The organism is Sulfurimonas sp. (assembly GCF_019429335.1).
In the GTDB taxonomy this organism is placed as follows: domain Bacteria; phylum Campylobacterota; class Campylobacteria; order Campylobacterales; family Sulfurimonadaceae; genus Sulfurimonas.
On the sequence record NZ_JAHYJB010000039.1, the window covers coordinates 1 to 16,530 of the forward strand.

General features: G+C 37.7%; 22 protein-coding genes. 4 read left to right on the plus strand and 18 right to left on the minus strand.

Features of this window, described 5'->3' with window-relative positions:
- Window positions 1-99: 99 nt before the first annotated feature.
- From K0A91_RS09940 to K0A91_RS09970, 7 genes are all read right to left on the minus strand, one after another.
- Window positions 100-438 carry a hypothetical protein gene (locus K0A91_RS09940; RefSeq protein WP_295010036.1) on the minus strand — a complete coding sequence of 113 codons (339 nt, stop codon included), beginning with the start codon at window positions 436-438 and terminating at the stop codon, window positions 100-102.
- Window positions 425-1,087, minus strand: coding sequence for a response regulator transcription factor (locus K0A91_RS09945; RefSeq protein ID WP_295010037.1), 663 nt, complete (start codon window positions 1,085-1,087; stop codon window positions 425-427). Before K0A91_RS09945 ends, K0A91_RS09940 begins: the two co-directional genes overlap by 14 nt.
- Window positions 1,088-1,111: 24 nt before the next feature.
- Window positions 1,112-1,411: a hypothetical protein gene (locus K0A91_RS09950; protein WP_295010038.1), complete on the minus strand. Its 300-nt coding sequence runs from the start codon at window positions 1,409-1,411 to the stop codon at window positions 1,112-1,114.
- Between the two features lie 65 nt (window positions 1,412-1,476).
- Window positions 1,477-2,190 (minus strand): ABC transporter ATP-binding protein, encoded by a 714-nt coding sequence (locus K0A91_RS09955; protein WP_295010039.1) that lies wholly within the window; start codon window positions 2,188-2,190, stop codon window positions 1,477-1,479.
- 1 nt (window position 2,191) lies between these two features.
- Window positions 2,192-3,337, minus strand: a complete 1,146-nt coding sequence (locus K0A91_RS09960; RefSeq protein WP_295010040.1) for an ABC transporter permease — start codon at window positions 3,335-3,337, stop codon at window positions 2,192-2,194.
- Window positions 3,334-4,479, minus strand: coding sequence for an efflux RND transporter periplasmic adaptor subunit (locus tag K0A91_RS09965; RefSeq protein WP_295010041.1), 1,146 nt, complete (start codon window positions 4,477-4,479; stop codon window positions 3,334-3,336). The genes K0A91_RS09960 and K0A91_RS09965 overlap by 4 nt, the downstream gene beginning before the upstream one ends.
- On the minus strand, window positions 4,476-5,729 hold the full coding sequence (locus K0A91_RS09970; protein WP_295010042.1) for a TolC family protein: 1,254 nt from the start codon (window positions 5,727-5,729) through the stop codon (window positions 4,476-4,478). The genes K0A91_RS09965 and K0A91_RS09970 overlap by 4 nt, the downstream gene beginning before the upstream one ends.
- A gap of 266 nt (window positions 5,730-5,995) precedes the next feature.
- On the opposite strand from K0A91_RS09970, the gene K0A91_RS09975 reads away from it, so the two are divergent.
- Both K0A91_RS09975 and K0A91_RS09980 read left to right on the plus strand, forming a co-directional pair.
- On the plus strand, window positions 5,996-6,277 hold the full coding sequence (locus K0A91_RS09975) for a hypothetical protein (RefSeq protein WP_295010043.1): 282 nt from the start codon (window positions 5,996-5,998) through the stop codon (window positions 6,275-6,277).
- Window positions 6,278-6,312: 35 nt separating this feature from the next.
- Window positions 6,313-7,590, plus strand: coding sequence for an MATE family efflux transporter (locus K0A91_RS09980; RefSeq protein WP_295010055.1), 1,278 nt, complete (start codon window positions 6,313-6,315; stop codon window positions 7,588-7,590).
- Between the two features lie 26 nt (window positions 7,591-7,616).
- On the opposite strand, the gene K0A91_RS09985 is transcribed toward K0A91_RS09980, so the two are convergent.
- The 4 genes from K0A91_RS09985 to K0A91_RS10000 all read right to left on the minus strand — a co-directional run bounded on the left by K0A91_RS09985 (window position 7,617) and on the right by K0A91_RS10000 (window position 8,941).
- On the minus strand, window positions 7,617-7,940 hold the full coding sequence (locus K0A91_RS09985; protein ID WP_295010044.1) for a hypothetical protein: 324 nt from the start codon (window positions 7,938-7,940) through the stop codon (window positions 7,617-7,619).
- 108 nt (window positions 7,941-8,048) lie between these two features.
- Entirely contained in the window at window positions 8,049-8,450 is a 402-nt protein-coding gene (locus K0A91_RS09990; protein ID WP_295010045.1) for a type II toxin-antitoxin system VapC family toxin, read from the minus strand.
- A complete protein-coding gene (gene vapB / locus K0A91_RS09995) occupies window positions 8,447-8,686 on the minus strand; it encodes a type II toxin-antitoxin system VapB family antitoxin (RefSeq protein WP_295010046.1) in 240 nt (79 codons plus the stop codon). Before vapB ends, K0A91_RS09990 begins: the two co-directional genes overlap by 4 nt.
- 54 nt (window positions 8,687-8,740) lie before the next feature.
- Complete coding sequence (locus tag K0A91_RS10000) at window positions 8,741-8,941, minus strand: hypothetical protein (RefSeq protein ID WP_295010047.1); 201 nt, start codon at window positions 8,939-8,941, stop codon at window positions 8,741-8,743.
- A gap of 141 nt (window positions 8,942-9,082) precedes the next feature.
- Here K0A91_RS10000 and K0A91_RS10005 point away from each other — a divergent pair, with 141 nt between their 5' ends.
- Together K0A91_RS10005 and K0A91_RS10010 are read left to right on the plus strand one after the other, a co-directional pair.
- Window positions 9,083-10,537, plus strand: coding sequence for an MBOAT family protein (locus tag K0A91_RS10005; RefSeq protein ID WP_295010056.1), 1,455 nt, complete (start codon window positions 9,083-9,085; stop codon window positions 10,535-10,537).
- 8 nt (window positions 10,538-10,545) lie between these two features.
- Window positions 10,546-11,685: a hypothetical protein gene (locus K0A91_RS10010; RefSeq protein WP_295010048.1), complete on the plus strand. Its 1,140-nt coding sequence runs from the start codon at window positions 10,546-10,548 to the stop codon at window positions 11,683-11,685.
- A gap of 81 nt (window positions 11,686-11,766) precedes the next feature.
- Here K0A91_RS10010 and K0A91_RS10015 read toward each other — a convergent pair whose 3' ends face one another.
- From K0A91_RS10015 to K0A91_RS10045, 7 genes are all read right to left on the minus strand, one after another.
- Window positions 11,767-11,964, minus strand: coding sequence for an NnrS family protein (locus tag K0A91_RS10015; protein WP_295010049.1), 198 nt, complete (start codon window positions 11,962-11,964; stop codon window positions 11,767-11,769).
- Window positions 11,961-12,266: a type II toxin-antitoxin system RelE/ParE family toxin gene (locus K0A91_RS10020; RefSeq protein ID WP_295010057.1), complete on the minus strand. Its 306-nt coding sequence runs from the start codon at window positions 12,264-12,266 to the stop codon at window positions 11,961-11,963. Before K0A91_RS10020 ends, K0A91_RS10015 begins: the two co-directional genes overlap by 4 nt.
- Window positions 12,267-12,272: 6 nt before the next feature.
- Window positions 12,273-12,479: a hypothetical protein gene (locus tag K0A91_RS10025; RefSeq protein ID WP_295010050.1), complete on the minus strand. Its 207-nt coding sequence runs from the start codon at window positions 12,477-12,479 to the stop codon at window positions 12,273-12,275.
- Window positions 12,480-12,577: 98 nt separating this feature from the next.
- Entirely contained in the window at window positions 12,578-13,828 is a 1,251-nt protein-coding gene (locus K0A91_RS10030; protein WP_295010051.1) for an NnrS family protein, read from the minus strand.
- Window positions 13,828-14,565: an ATP-binding cassette domain-containing protein gene (locus K0A91_RS10035; protein WP_295010052.1), complete on the minus strand. Its 738-nt coding sequence runs from the start codon at window positions 14,563-14,565 to the stop codon at window positions 13,828-13,830. The genes K0A91_RS10030 and K0A91_RS10035 overlap by 1 nt, the downstream gene beginning before the upstream one ends.
- On the minus strand, window positions 14,553-15,335 hold the full coding sequence (locus tag K0A91_RS10040) for an ABC transporter permease subunit (protein ID WP_295010053.1): 783 nt from the start codon (window positions 15,333-15,335) through the stop codon (window positions 14,553-14,555). Before K0A91_RS10040 ends, K0A91_RS10035 begins: the two co-directional genes overlap by 13 nt.
- Before the next feature lie 3 nt (window positions 15,336-15,338).
- Window positions 15,339-16,325 (minus strand): ABC transporter substrate-binding protein, encoded by a 987-nt coding sequence (locus K0A91_RS10045; protein ID WP_295010054.1) that lies wholly within the window; start codon window positions 16,323-16,325, stop codon window positions 15,339-15,341.
- Window positions 16,326-16,530: the final 205 nt, after the last annotated feature.

Here is a 16,530-nt window from a genome sequence, read left to right on the forward strand (position 1 = left end):
CATTGTAAAGCCTATTTGATTGATGTTTTGTATTGTTTTTTTGGTAAAAAATTATACCATTTACACGATTTCAAAAGGCTTTTTAAAATTTAAATTAGCTTAAATTATTGGTTGTTTGTGGGAATCTCCAAGTGGCTCAAGACTGTCTATTTTTGTATCAAGTGTTGAGAAGATTAGCTTTTTGTCTATGTCATAAATTGCGCTCTTAAAGTGCTCAAATCTTGGATATTCATATCTTTCATCGCTGTTTTCATGCACAAAAAGAAGCTTCTCCTCAAGAGTTGAACTATACTCTTTTAAAATCTCTCTTTCGGCATGTATAAGTTCATCTTGTTTATAAAAATAGTAGGTGGCAAAAAGTGTGGCAATCAGGAGCAGGGTAGAGCTTAGATAAAGCCCGAGCACATAAAAAATAGTCTGTTTTTCACTCTTGTACAAATTTATATCCTACTTTTTTTATGCTGAGTATATTCTCTTTTCCGATATGTTTGCGCAGATTTTTTATATAAGTTCTCAAACTCATATCACTGTGCATCTCGTCAAACGACCAAACACTTTGGTAAATTTTTTCAAACAATACGCACTCGTTTTTATGTTTTAGCAACAGTTTTAAAAGCAGAACCTCTTTAGGATTTAATAATATTTTTTGATTATCAACAATAAGCTCATTTGTAAGTGTGTTAAAATCAATACCTTTGGTGATTTTAGTCAGCTCGCCTTGAGTTTTAAACTCTCTTTTTAAAAGAGCTTTTATGCGAAAGAGCAACTCTTTTAAAAGAAACGGTTTCTTTATGTAGTCATCTGCGCCGCAGTTATAGCCTCTTGAGAGGTCGTCAATGCTGTTGAGCGAAGTTGTAAGGATTGCAGGTGTTGAGATGTTTGCATCCCTTAGCTCTTGAAGAAGCATAAACCCATTGATTTGCGGGACATTAACATCAAGCAAAAGCATATCGAAACTGCCTTTGTAAACAGCCTCCAGTGCTTCATCGCCCCCATAAACAGCGACAACATCAAAACCTTCATCGCTTAGGAACTCTGCAACTGTCTCAGAGAGGGCAATATCATCTTCTAGGTATAAAATTTTCATCAAAAATTATACCTAAAAAGATATCTACGCATATACCGAAAAACTCTCACTTACGGTTTCTTCACTATTTTCTTTGTCTAAAATATCAAGAAGCGCTTTTGTGTAATCCTTTGAGCTTAGTGCAGTCGCATCAAGCTCTTTCATTTGTGTTATTGCGGCTATTCTCTCATCTTGACTCATTGAGCTGAGCTGATCTTTTAGCGTAGCTCTGTCCTCTGTTGATAAACTCTGCATAATATCCCTCATGCCGCCCTGAGCGCCGCCTGAACCGTCCATCTTTCTCATCTGTGTTTGTTGCATTGAGCAATTTGAGTTTACTCGCATCTGCTCTCCTTTGTATATATTTTATGTATTATGATTACTATTTGTGAAATATTTGTGAAGTTGATTTACAAAATTTTATCTTCGCCTAGTTCGTGAAAAACAATACCCCTGTTTTCTATCTTCATAATTTTGTCAAAATATGGGAGAATTCTATCATCGTGTGTAACGGTGATGATGGCGACATTCTGCTCCCTTGCGATTTTTTTGAGCATTTTTATAACACTGATTGAGCGCTGTGCATCAAGTGCGGCTGTCGGCTCGTCGGCCAGTATTATCTCAGGGTTGTTTGCCAATGCGCGTGCGATGGCAACTCTTTGGTTCTGCCCGCCTGAGAGCTGTGATGACATACTGTACGCTTTGTCTGCAATTTCAAGATACTCTAAAAGCTCCATAGCTTTTTGTTTTGCCGCCTTTTCACTCACTCCGTTTGTCTGCGGAAGCAGTGTGACATTCTCAATTATATTTAAAAACGGTATAAGGTAGTGGGCCTGAAATATAAAACCTATCTTTTCTCTGCGGATTTTACGAGTATCTTTAGCACTCCATCCGTTATCGTAAACTTTCTCTTCGCCTAGCCAAATCTCTCCGCTTGTAGGCTCTTGAACGCATCCTATCATCATAAGAAGTGTAGTCTTTCCAGCTCCGCTTGGAGCGATGAGAGCTACAAGCTCTCCTTTTTGTATCTCAAACGAGGCATTTTCAATTACCTTTATAAGACTCTCGTCTTTGCCGAAGTTTTTTACTAGATTTTGAACTTTAATAGCGCTTTGTTTACTCATTTCATCCTCCGATTGCCGATGCAGGATCAGCGCTTATAACTTTTTTTACACCTACAAAAGAGGCTAGAATGGATGCTATGATAACCACGCCAAAAAGCCCCCAGGCATCGGGTATCTCAAGGACTATTCGTTTTGGAAATTTATCATAAACAAGATGTGAGAAGATATTTCCAAATATAAACGCAAATACTCCAAGAAGCAGAGTCTCTTTGACAATCATGGAGATAATAAGAGAGTTCGGAAGCCCCATAAGCTTCATTATAGATATCTCTTTCATCTTCTCTAATGTCATCGTATAGATGATAAGTGCAATGATAATAGTTGATACTATGACCAAAATTGCAGTAAAGAGACCTATCTGTTTAGCTGATTTTTCTATAAGATTTTTTGTAAGAATTGTTTTTTGCTGCACGGCGGTATAGACGCTTTTGTGCTGCCATTTTTTTATCTCTTGTGCTACTTCATCTACATCGTATCCGCTTTTTAAGCGCGCTACAATAACATTTACCATAAAAGCCTCTGAGTTTTTTATACCTCGTGCTTCATTATTTTGAATCTCTTTGTTTGAGTATGAAAATTGCAAATCCTGTGCATCTTTGAGGCTTATGTAAACGAGCGGGTCGCCGCCGTTTGACACCGTGCTGTGCGTGATGCCGACAACTGTGTAGAGATTACGTCCTAACTTGATTTTCTCATCTAGATTAAAGCCTGTTTTGTCGGTTACTACAATCTCGTAATGGTCGTTTTTTAGCTCTCGTCCAGCTATCAATCTTTTTGGATTTATCGGATTTATTGAGCCGTAGATATCATATCCGACTGCAACAACGCGAACAGGTTTGTCACGGTGCGGAAGCTGGATGTTTTGAAAAGTCATCGCCTCGCTTTTGTCTATGCCCTCTGTGACGTAGATAATATCTTTTAAGTCTTCATGCACGCGCGAAGATTCGGCAAAAGGTCCAAGAGTATCTTCTTGAACTATCCACAAATCTGCGCTGATATCATCGAGCAAAATCTCCGCATCAACCATCATACCGCGGTAAACGCCAATCATAATAAGAACAATTCCAAGCAGCATCCCGACACCCATAGCCGTAACTATGAACTTGCCGAGTGTATGCTCAATATCTCTTTTTGCCAAGTTTATCATCTGAAAATTTTCATTCCCTCGCTTAAAGCTTTGTTGCTGGGTGTATGTAGGAGTAGTTCTGTATTTGGATCTATTCCCGATGAGACGGCAACTTCTTCGTCATTTTGTCCCAATAGAGTTACCGGTTTAAAGAAAGCATTGTTGCCCTGTGCTACCCAAACGCCTTTTTTGCCATCTTTCGCAACCAGAAGTTTGAGAGGGATTTTCAGGACATTTTCATGCTGTGCCACTTCAATGTTTACTTCAGCTTGTTCGTTTATGTAAAACGTCTCGGGAGTAACATCAAAACCTATGTTTACCTCTCGCTCCAGAGTGACGGCGTTGCTCATGGCGACTACTCTTTGAAGCGTTCCATCAATTTTTTCATTCGGTTTTGACCTTAGTTTTATGGTTGCTCTCTGCATAACCTTAACCTGATTTGCAAGCCTCTCGTCAATATTTGCTCTTATCCAGAGTGTTTTTGGATCTACGATTTTAAAGATTGCAGCCGATGGCAGAACGTATTGATTTCTCTCGGCTTCTTTTGCTATAACATAACCATCTATCGGTGAATAGATTTTCAGCCTCTCAAGTTTGGCTCCAATTGCCTCTATGCTCTTTTGCACTCTTAACTCTTCAGAAGCCGCGGAAGCTATTTTTGCTTTTGATGAACTAATCTGCGCATTTATATTGTCCAAATCGCTCTTTGCTTTGTCATACTCGGCTTTTGATACAAACTTCTGTTCCAATAGATTTTTATAACGCTCATAGGTTGTTTGAAGAAGAGTTTTTTGAGCCTCTAGACTCTCTAGATTCTCTTTTGCTGATTTTGATTCATGGCTTGATTTTTTAAGTGATAATTTCGCTTCATCCAAAAGAAGAGGCATGTCAACAGGGTCTATGCTAAGAAGAAGGTCACCTTTTTTTACCCACTCTCCCTCATCAAAAAAGATATTCTCTATCTTTCCGCCGGTTTGTGCCGTAATGGCATAGATATTTTTTGCATCCACATTTCCTATTGCGCGAATAGTTACATATAGATTTCCAAGAGTCGGTTTTGTTGTCTCAAATGTTGATTTTATGACATATACTTTGTTGTAAAAAAGCGCTCCGCCTATAACGATAAATATAGCAATAACTGCATACTTTATCCAGTTTTTCATACTCTCTCTCCTCTTAAATACTCTAATCTGTTCATAACTCTTTTTATAGAAAATTTCGCTTCCAAAAGGTCTAACTCTGCATATAAACTTGTCGAAGCTGCATCAAGAATCTCTATGTATGTTGAGAGTCCCTCTTTATAGCGAGCTTCAACTATCTCTTTTGTTGCTCTTGAGGAGTCTATCAACGCCTCTTTTGCTTTTATGGTGTGTTCATATCTCTCTAGGTCTATCATCAAAGTATCAATCTCCTCTTGTAAAAGGAGCTTTTTTGCGTTGTATGACTCTTTTGCCATCTCTTGTGATATGCGCGTCTCTTCTGTCTGTGCACTTATTCTGCCTCCGCTATAAAGTGGGATGGTGATGCCGATGCCGATCATTGAAGTATCATACTCATTTATAGAGTTTTGGTGCGTGTATGAAGCTACTGCATCAATGGAGCCGTAGTTTTTGGCTTTTGCAGCTTTATACATCAGACCCTCTTTTACAATCTCCTCTTTTAAGCCTTTGAGTGCGAAGTTGTTGACATACGATTCGCCAATAATCGACTCTTTGTTTTGCCCTGCAAGAGAGGGGAGATTATCTATAAGGTCGGTCTCTAAATCTACTTTTTTGCCCATGTAAAATGAGAGTGCTGAGAGAGCTTTTTTTAAATCTGCTTTTGTCGTTCCAAGAGCATCCTCGGCGTTATAAACTGCGCTTAATATAGTTGTAGCGTCAGCCTCTGTTTTTAGCCCCTCGCGAACTAATGCCTGCGCCTGTTTGTAAAGCTCCTCTTTTGTACGCAAATCTTTTTTTCTGACCTCTAGCGCTTTAGTTTGAAAAAGTGCCGCATCATATATATTTTTTACGTTGTGTATCAAGAGAGCTTTCGCGTCTTTTAAAGAGAGAGATGCTATATCTTTGTTTTTTTCATACGCTTTTATTATTGAGGTCGTTTTTGAAAAATCATATATTTTTTGGTTCAGTTGAGCTTCAAGTTGCCAATTGTCATCAGTTATTGTTTTAAACTGACCGTTTTGCGGCATAATAAAGGTGTTGTGAGGATTGTACTGTGCACCCACATTCAGTTGAGGCAGATAGTCTGCTTTCGCAACGTCAACCAAAGAGCCGCTCAGTTGCACGCCGAGGGAGAGTTTTTTAATATCGGGATGGTTTTTAAGTGCTTCATCTATTGCCTCTTCAACACTTAATGTTTGGGCATTTAAAATCAGAATAAAAACATAAAAATATATAAGCAGAAATTTCATCATATTGGAAATCGTCCTTTTGTAACATTGCAAGTTGAGACCACCGCATAACGATGCTTTTGCCCAGTTTATTCGATGGAATTTAGTAAAATCTCATCATTTACTACAGTAAACTCCTCAATTTGACTTTCGTTTCGCCTCGAACTTGAACAAAATCCCCTATTGTGTATGTGACCTCATGTTGTGAATATTATAATTAAAGTTTGTGAAATTATTGTGGAACTTCGCACAAAAGCCAGATATCAACCATCATTAGTTACCATACGCAAATGAAAAATATGATTTATAAGTCAAAAATCGGAAATATTGATTTGAGTAAGGTAACAAGGCTTTATCCCGCCGCAGTCGTGGACTCACATGGAGAAGTTGCAGAGATGAGCTTAGAGTGGGCAGATATAAACGCTGATAAGGTAAAGATTACCGCTTTTGTTTTAGTCTTTGATTTTACTCCGCCAAAAGAGCAGGTCAGAGACAAAAAAGAGCTCCGTTTTGAGACAAAAGAGGAGCTTATAGAGACCATGCAAGAGGTAGCGCAATTTTTTCAAGATTAATCTCTCCCGATACCCGCAAAGTATTTTCCATTGCAATTCCGGCTGCACTAAAACATCTGGTTGACATACTCCAAATACTGATCGACATGTTAATGGTCGGAATGGTCAGCGTCTCGGCACTCGCGGCAGTTGGCATGAGCATGCAGTTTATGATGATAATCAACGTTTTGATGACACTTTATGTTGTCGGCGGAAATGCACTAATATCTCGTTTTATCGGTCAGGGAAGAAAAAAAAGAGCCTCCGCTCTTCTCTACTCGCTTGGGATTTTTGCAGTTTTCTTATCTGTTTTTGTGACAATCTGCGGCTACTTTGGAAGCGAATATATCTATGCAATAATGGGCGCAGCACCAGACGTCGTGGAGCAGGGCGGGCTCTATTTCAAGATACTTTCGCTTGGAATAGTTGTTATTTTTATAGACACTCTCCTCTATAATGCACTTTCAGCCGCAGGAGATACAAAAAGCTCGCTCTACATAAAGCTTGTCTCCGCGGCAATAAACGCTTTTTTAAACTATGTGTTGATTTTCGGACATTACGGATTTGAGCCGATGGGTATAGAGGGTGCGGCTTATGCTACCGTAATAGCCTACTGCTTTAATGTTGCGGCATATTTTATTCTTCTAAAAAAACCTCACTCAAAGCTAAATATTATCCCGATTATCCGCATAAAAGATATGATAAGAGTTTGGCATGTAGGGTGGAGCGCAGCTCTGGAACGCGGGATTTCAAGCATCTCATTTTTGTTTTTTGTCGCTATTATCGCGGCGTATGGAACGGCTGAACTTGCAGGATATCAAGTAGGGCTTCGCATAGAGGGTATCGCTTTTATGCCGGGGTTTGGTTTTGCGATAGCCGCAACAGCGCTTGTCGGGCAGAGTTTGGGTGCAAAAGATAAAGAGCGAGCTTACAACATGGGAATAATAAGCGGACGGGTAGCTTATGTGTTTATGGGCGGAGTAGGAGTTTTTCTTATTCTTTTTCCGGAGTTTTTGGTTAGTTTTTTTACACAAGACAAAGCGACAATCGCAGTAGCTTCTTACTATCTTATTTTTGTCGGTCTGGCTCAGATTCCGCTTGCAATAATGTTCGTATATTCCGGTGCATTAAGAGGGGCGGGGGCAACTAAAATTACACTCAAAATAAGCGTGCTTTCATTGTGGATTTTTAGGCTGATACCGTCATATATCGCTTATAAAATGGGGTATGGAGTTGTTGCTATTTTTATTATTATGAATGTTGAGACGCTTATAAAGGGAATTATCTACATGTATATTTATAAAAAGAGACTTTGGCTTGATACCAAAGTCTAAAAAAGATGTTGAAGAGGGCAGAGGAGTTATCTTCTGCCGCCACCGCCACCTCCGTTGCCACCTCTTGAGCCACCGTTAGAAGTTCCGCTAGAGCCATTTTCCATTGAGCCTTTGTTTTTCATTTTAGTTTTAGACTCCTCGGACTGCTCTTCGCCGTGTTGGTACTTGTTTTCATACTGATACTTTTTCTTTGCTTCTTGTTTCTCTTTGTTTCTTTCTCTCTCAACGTTCATAGCACCTGAACCGCTGTTTTCCTGCATCTGTTTCATCTTCTGCTCATGAGATTGGAGACTCTCTTCTGCTATGCTAAGTGTTGCTAAAAGTGCAACTGACAGTAAAATCTTTTTCATCGTTAATCCTTCTATTTTAATCTTAGAAAGTATCGCACGAAGGTGTTAGCGATACATAAGCATATATTACTATTTTTTTGCCTCAAACTTTTCTTTTAACTATTTTATTCACACCCAGTTATCAAGCCTCAACTCTTTGACTCTTTGAAACTCTTTTGTGTTGTTTGTAACCAATATAATATTACATGAGAGTGCGTGAGCTGCTATCATCATATCAAGCCCGCCTATGATTTGACCTCTTTTTTCTAAATCCGCTCTTATTTTTCCGTAGGCAACAGATGCTTTTATGTCGTACTCAAAAATATCAAAAGGCTTGAGAAAATGCTCTAATGCTAAGAGATTTTTTTCTACATGTTCACTTTTATAAACACCGTAATATAGCTCACTTACCGTAATGCTTGAGAGAACCAAATCGCCTATATCAAACTCTTTAAATTTTTCTCTCACATTTTGAGGCTTGTTTTTTATAATGTAAATGCAGATATTGGTATCTAACATCTGCTTTTTCAAAAGAAATCCTCTCTTTTTTGAGTTGGCTGTACTCTTGTTTGCATAAAATCGTCTGAAAACTCATCAAGTCTGTCAAACATATGGTCCCATACGCTTTTGTCATTTTTTGGCATCAAAATTACGCCATCTTCAACTCTCTTTATAAAAAGTTCTTCTTGATTTTCAAATCGAAACTCTTTTGGCAGTCTCACAGCTTGGCTTTGACCATTTTTAAACAGTTTTGCTACAGCGCTCATGACATCTCCCTTTAAAGTATATATTTTGAAGTATATACTATCATCTCTATTTTGTCAATTAGGCTTTTTTGCCTCAAACTTCTCTTTAAGCTCTTTTGCTTTTTTGTAACTCTCTTTTTGCGCTTCAACTATCTCATCAAACGCAATGCCTTTCATAATTATTTCATATAAATAGGGCTTATCTTTTCGCCAGTTTCTAAGTGTTCTAGGGTCAATATCAAATAATCTTGCCATATCTTGCTGTGTCAGTTTCATATAAAAACTCTACACAAAAAAATATTCTAAAAAAATTCGGAATTATTTGTATGTAATTAATCTTAAAACAGGAATTATATGTATATAATAAAAACTATTTTCGGAATTAAAATCCCAAAAAACTTAAAAAATGAGAAACAGATGCTCTTTAACTCCTACGAATTTATCTTTTTATTTTTACCTATTATCTTCTTTGGGTATTTTTTCCTCATATCTAAAAGATTGGCAGTTGCTTCTAAAGTTTGGCTTGTTTTTGGAAGTCTATTTTTTTATAGTTGGTGGAATGTAGCCTATCTGCCGCTTATAGTTGCTTCAATGCTTGTAAATTTTGCAGTTGGAAATTCTTTAAACGAAAACTTCAAAAAAGCAAAGGTAGGCAAAAAAACGCTTTTAGGTTTTGGGGTCGTGGCAAATATTGCTTTACTTGGTTACTTTAAATACAGCGATTTTTTTATAGAAAACTTTAACGGTATATTTGGTGCAAATATCCCGCTCTCTCATATCGCTCTTCCTCTTGCCATAAGCTTTTTTACCTTTCAGCAAATAGCATATTTGGTGGATAGTTATAGAGCAGAAACAAAAGAGTATGACTTTTTAAACTATGCGTTGTTTGTGACATTTTTTCCTCAGCTTATCGCCGGACCAATTGTTCATCATAAGGAGATGATGCCACAATTTGCATCCAAATGGAACAAAGTAAAAAACTACCGAAATATTGCTTTAGGACTTTTTATATTTTCTATAGGATTATTTAAAAAAGTAGTTATAGCTGATACATTTGCAGTGTGGGCAACAGCTGGTTTTGACAATGCAACTATTCTTACACTCTTTGAAGCGTGGGCTACAAGTTTATCGTATACTTTTCAACTTTATTTTGATTTTAGTGGATATACAGATATGGCGATAGGGGCTGCACTACTTTTTAATATTAAACTACCCATAAACTTCAACAGTCCATACAAAGCTATTGATATTCAGGACTTTTGGAGAAGATGGCATATCACACTTAGTAGATTTTTAAAAGACTATATCTACATCCCACTTGGCGGAAATCGTAAAGGGAATTTTGGAACATACAACAATCTTCTTATCACATTTTTACTTGGAGGATTGTGGCACGGAGCTGCTTGGACTTTTGTATTTTGGGGATTTTTACATGGGATAGCTTTGGTGCTTCATAGGCTATGGCAAAAAATAGGCTTTAAATTATGGAGTTGGCTAGCTTGGCTCATAACTTTTAACTTTATCAATATCTCTTGGGTATTTTTTAGAGCTAAAGAGTGGGAGGATGCAGTGAAAGTTTTAGGTGGGATGGTTGGACTTAGCGGATTTACACTCCATTCAATTTTTGAAAGATTTGCGTTTTTACATCAATTTAACATCAAATTTCAACCTTATGATACGATAACTTTACCTTTGGCAGAAACACTCTGGTTTCCGTTTGCTTTTATCATTATCTTACTTTTCAAAAATTCAATGCAAAAAATGAAATCTTTCACTCCAAATAAAAAAGTAGCGGTTTTTACTGCGTTTTTGCTCTCATTTGGCATCTTATCGCTTACAAAAGTGAGCGAATTTTTGTATTTTAATTTTTAAGGTTTTTAATGAGTAGTAAAAAATTTATAGCTTTTGTTGGATTACTTGCGTTTTTGATTGTTGGATTTGTCGGTGTGGTAAATTATGTGGTTGATCCGTATGGATTGTATGGTACAAAATTTTTTAATTTACCAAAAATAAAACAATCAGAAAAAATTAGATTGATAAAAGTTTTTAAAACTCAAGCGCTAAAACCTGTTTCTATTTCTTTGGGAACATCAAGAACAGAATATGGCTATGATCCAACGCATCAATATTTTATTAAACCATCCTACAATCTTGCAGTATCAAGCGCATCCATGTATGAAGCTAGATTAAATTTCGAGTGGGCTTTAAAACAAGGAAATCTAAAAAAAGTTTTATTGGTTGTTGACTACATAATGTTTAACAAACCTAATCAAAAAAATGTAGCTGATTTTGAAACCTATTTTGATAATCCAAATATATACAAATATCTTTTAAGCCTTGATAGTTTTAAAGATGCTATTTTGACACTTAAAGGTGGTGAAAATACCTCGATATATCTTGCAAATGGACAAAAGGAACATAATCATAATTGGCAAAAGATTGCAAAAAATGGCGGTCATCTTGCAACTATGCAAAAAGATGAAAAAAATTATTATAAAAATTATCCAACAAACTACACCTACAAAGATACTAAAAAACTATCTTTTCCAGATTTTGAAAATATAGTTTCACATTGCTATGAAAATAATATTGAACTTGATATTATTTTCGGACCTTCACATATTCGTCAATGGGAAGCTTTGAATTATTATTTGGGTTATGAAAAATGGCTTCAATGGAAAAAAGATGTTGTATTTTCTGTTGGTAATATCGCACAAAAATATCATAAAAAGCCGTTTAAAATAGTAGATTTTTCAGTTTATCATTCTTTTACTACTGAAATTGTGCCGACTGACCCAAAATCGCAAATGAAATATCATTGGGAAGCAAGTCATTATAAAAATGAATTAGGCTCGATAGTGCTGGATAGACTCAATGGTGGAAAAGAAAATTTGGATTTTGGAGTAGAATTAAATTTACAAAATATTGATAACCATTTGGAAAAGCTAAAACAAGATAGAATTAAATGTATCAATGTAGAAAAATATCAAGAAGAAGTTTTCCTTATTCCCAACTTGTAGTTGGGAATGCCTACATAACTTTTGTGGCTGAAATATGCATTCCTGCGCTGGAACGATAGGAGTGAGAAAAAAAAGAGCTTCCTAGCCATTAATCCCGTCTGCTCTTGGAGCCATCAAAAACCCAAAAAAGACCTTAGCATAAAGCATAAAAGGTACACTCCAGAGGATAGCCGAGTAAAGATAGAGTTCGCTTGAATACTCTGGATAGAAGGCTATCGCACTTCTCATAAGCGTTGCAACAACTATTAGCCCGACCACAAGATGCTTTTCTGTTATCACAGAGAATTTTCTGTGTCAATATTTGATTCATCAAAGTCAATATATCTATAAATTATTAACACGGCTACACTTTTTGGATATATTTTATAAATTATTTTTATTCCATCTAAAATAATCTCACGAATGGTTTCATCATCAAATGTAGTATTTATTTTGCCGACATAAGGATGCTGAAGCATATCCTTTATTCTTGATACTAATTTTGTAGTGTATTGTGTCGCACGAGAAGGAGTGTCTTTTGAAATATGATCTCTAAGTTTAAATATAAATTCTTTAGAATCATGAGAAAAGTTTACTTTCATCAAAATTTATTTATTTAGCTCTTCAATAAGTTCATCTGATGAGTATATCTTCCCATTCTCAATCTGCTCTAAACCTCTTAAGATTCCAGCTTTTTCAAATTTATAAACTGTATTATCTATAATTTCCACAGATTCACCTTGTTTGGTTAAAGATTCTAAAAAAGATAATATTCTTTTAGATGCACTCTCGGAAGCATTTAAATGTAAAGTCATTTAATAATCCTTTGATTTTATTGGCAATATTATATCTGATTTTAACAAATCTTTTTTCTCGTTCCCAACTTGTAGTTGGGAACGAGAAAAAAAGAGCATTACCCCTTAATCCCGTCCGCTCTTGGAGCCGTTAAAAACCCAAAAAAGACCTTAGCGTAAAGCATAAAAGGTACACTCCATAAGATTGCCGAGTAGAGATATAGTTGGCTTGAATACTCTGGATAGAAGGCTATAGCGCTGCGCATAAGCGTTGCAACAACTATTAGTCCGACCATAAGATGCGTGTAGATGTTTGAAGTGAGATGTCGTCCTGTGTGAATCCAGCCGATGATTATCATGACCATCAGATAGGCAAGACCGTAGCCGCCACTTGTTATGAAGTGTCTGAAATGAGTGATATTTTCAACTTCATTTGAAAGGATGCTATAGCCCATCATGGCGTAACCGAGCCCCAAAAGCACATATATAAGACTTAGATAGATAACGTAGGGTTGATTGAGAATAAACTTATCTTGTAGTTTATAGTCAGACGTTATGGCAAGAATCGCTGCACCGGCTGAGAGTCCGAGCCAGCCGAGTGCTGAGTTTTGCGGGTATAAAAACTCCACTACGCTAAAGAGTCCGATTGTAAATACTGCTAAATTGGTAAGAGGCGGGCGCGATACATAGACATCGTCTATGCCTTTGTCTTCCATAAGCTCATTTACCGCTTCCATATTGACGCGTCTAAGTGCTAGAAGTATCAAGATGACATGTGCGCCGAGTGCGATTTTGAGGATTTTCATAGCGTCAGTTGAAGCAAGTCCAGCCATTGCGGCAAAAAACCATGCTTCAATGATGAAAATAGCTACCATTGTATAGCCTAAAGAGGCATGTCTTTGGAGTTTATCAAGCACGGCAGCTCTTGCAAACCAGATAAGGTAGCAAAGCATTGCAAGGTTAAAAAATGCAGCGACATATACGCCCGTAATATCGATAAACCAAAAACTAACTCTTCCCAAAACCCACAAAATGACGACGTTTCTTAGTTTTTTACCCACAAGCGGCACAAATCCGGGAAAGAGTTCGGGAAGTCCGGTCGATAAAAATGCCAAAATCCCCGCCGTAAGTATGCCAAAAAGCATTTCATAGACATGCCAGACAATGATGTTGTCCATAAACGGGATGTTTAAAACTCCACTCCACACAAATCCCCATAAAATCATCGAGATTACTAGGTAGGGAGCAAGAAGCAAAAAGATAGGTCTAAATCCGTATGCCAAATAGGGAGGAACACCTTTCTCATCGGGATAGTAAAGATAGTGGTTTGTTGCATGTAAAACTTGCGGTTTCTCTTCTTCGTGTTTCATTATTTTAGCTCCAGTTCAAACGTACTTACAATCTCTTTATCTTGTAGTATCTCCACACTTTTAGAGAAAACATACCTATCTTCTCTTTGGTTTTGGATAAGGTCAAACCTGAATTTTTTGACAATATGCCCCGGGTCGGCTTTTAGAAGCAGCATCTCATCGCTTAGGCGAATCGCCTCCATAAGGTCATGCGTGATAAAGAGTATGCTTATCTCTTTTTTGCTTATCATATCAATAAGCACGCTCTGAAGCTCTTTTTTAAGCCCTATGTCAAGTGCGGAAAATGGCTCATCCAAAAAAAGCAGGGAGGGTTTGAGAACAAGTGCTCTTGCAAAGCTAACTCTCTGTTTCATTCCACCGCTCAAATCTTTTGGAAACTTCTCAAAATCATCCTCTTCAAGCCCGAAACGAAGCGCTATCTCTTGCGATTTTTTGAGCGCCTCGCTATTTTTCTCGCCCTTTGCCAAAAGTCCCATGCTTATGTTGTCGATGACGTTTTTCCACGGCAGGAGTCTTGCTTCTTGAAAAGCAAATGCGCTGCTCTTAAATGTGTTTGTAACGCTTCCCTCTTGAACATCAAGCAAGCCGGCGCAGAGATGCAGAAGTGTCGTTTTGCCGCCGCCGCTCGGACCTACTATGGAGAGAACTTCTCCTTTGTCCAGAGTAAAGTTAATATTTTTCAAAATTTCTGTAAAACCAAAATGGTGGTTTAGTTTTTTAACCTCTAATCTCTCCATAACTCGACCTCTCTCTTAATTGGCTCTAATATTATGTACTCAATAAACATGAGCGAAGCTATCATGATGACAACGATTGAGAGAGCCGTAGGAGTATCTAGCTGACTTCTTGCAACAGCCAAAGATGCACCGATACCGTTGCTTGTCGCTAAAAGTTCCGCCATGATTACTATCTTCCATGCCATGCCAAGACCGCTGACCCATGCAGGAAAAACGTAGGAGAAGATATGCGGAAAGTAGACATCAAAAAAGCGCATGTGCCATGGAAAGTTGAAACTCTCCGCCATCTCTTTTAGTTCACCGTCAAGCGTACGAGTTCCTTGAAGCGCTCCGACAAAGATGATAGGAAACGAGGCGACAATAACCGTAAAAATTACGGTTTCATCACCCATACCGAACCAAATCATCGCCAAAACTATCCATGCAATCGGCGGCATACCCACTAAAATGGTAACAATAGGGCGGCTCATCATGGAAGCTGTTGCGAAAAATCCAGCCAAAAGCCCAAGAGCAGTTCCTAAAATAAGCGAGAAGCCAAAACCCATAGAAGCGCGGTAAAGCGTAGTCTCTATCTCTGCTATAACTGCATCGTCATGAAGCATCAAGCCCAGTGTTTTGAAAGTCTCAAGCGGAGAGGGAAGAACCAAATCGCCGTAAATCTGATTGCCTACATCCCAGAGTGCTACAAAAAGAAGTATGGAAGCAACTGCTCCCCATCCGCTCCACAAATATGAAGGAAAATCTTTGAGAATTTTTAGAGCAAATTTCATATATTAAAGTCCATAGTAAAAACTATCAGCAGGCAGTTTGCCGCCAATACTTTTGGGGTCTTCCTCTTTTAAAATATTAAAGAAAAATTCCAAATCTTTTTTTGCTTGTGGTGCCGTTACATTTTTAAGCCTTACATGTGCTATAGAGTCGCCGACGCCTTCTTCGCTTAACATGTTAATGTTTTTTGCAACCAGTTTGCCAGCTTCTTTTGGATTTGCTTTGTACCACTCTAACGATTTTGCATACTCTTCTTGAAATCTTTTTATGAGATGTTCATCTTTGACATGCCCCATAACAGCGATACCTGCTTCGGGAAGATCGCCGTCTGTGCCAAAAACCTTACCCCACTCCTCTTGAAGATCTACGCTTCTGTATAAATCAGGCGCAACTATACTGATAGGAAAAGATTTTGTTTTTCTAAGTGCCATAGAGATTGCGGGTTCAGCTAGAAGCGAGTGGTCTATTCTTCTCATGATAAGCATCTGCATAGCATCTATCGGACTTGCTACATAGACGAGTTCAAAATCTTTTTGCGGGTCTAAACCCTCTTTTTTAAGCAGCTGTTTAAAGACGATATCGGGCATATCTGCGCGAAAGGGAACAGCTATCTTTTTTCCTTTGAAGTCTTTGAGCGTTTTGAGTGAATTATCACGGCTTATCATCCCTAAAATCCCCCAAATGGAGACATTGAGAAGTTTTATGTCTACGCCTTTGTTGTTCAAAATCGCCGCGGTGTTCGTCGGAACAGCCACAAAATCTACATTGCCTTTAATCGTCATGGCTCGAAGTTCGTCTGGGTTTTTCCAGAGTTTAAACTCTATTTTATCCGCAACGTCGCTTAGAGCATTTGTCTCAATCATATGCAAAATCGGGTGTGAAACGGAAGCAAACGGACCTGAAACCACAATCTTGTCTAGTTTGTCAGCGGAAATAAGGGAGTTTGCGCCTAAAAGCAAGAGTGTAAAAATTATATAGATAAAGCTTTTCATATTAAACAACCTTGTAAAATCAATCTTGTAGAGCCACTTGCAAATTCAACCAAGCAACCAAGCTAATATCTTCTAAAGTCAATTTTCTAACTTTTTAAAAAACTGATTTTAGCCATTGCCTGTAATTTTACAGTTTTTTGGCTGATTTACTTTAATTTGCCATTTATAACTGCGTGCTTTATGGTTTAGGCTTGATTTTGTAACG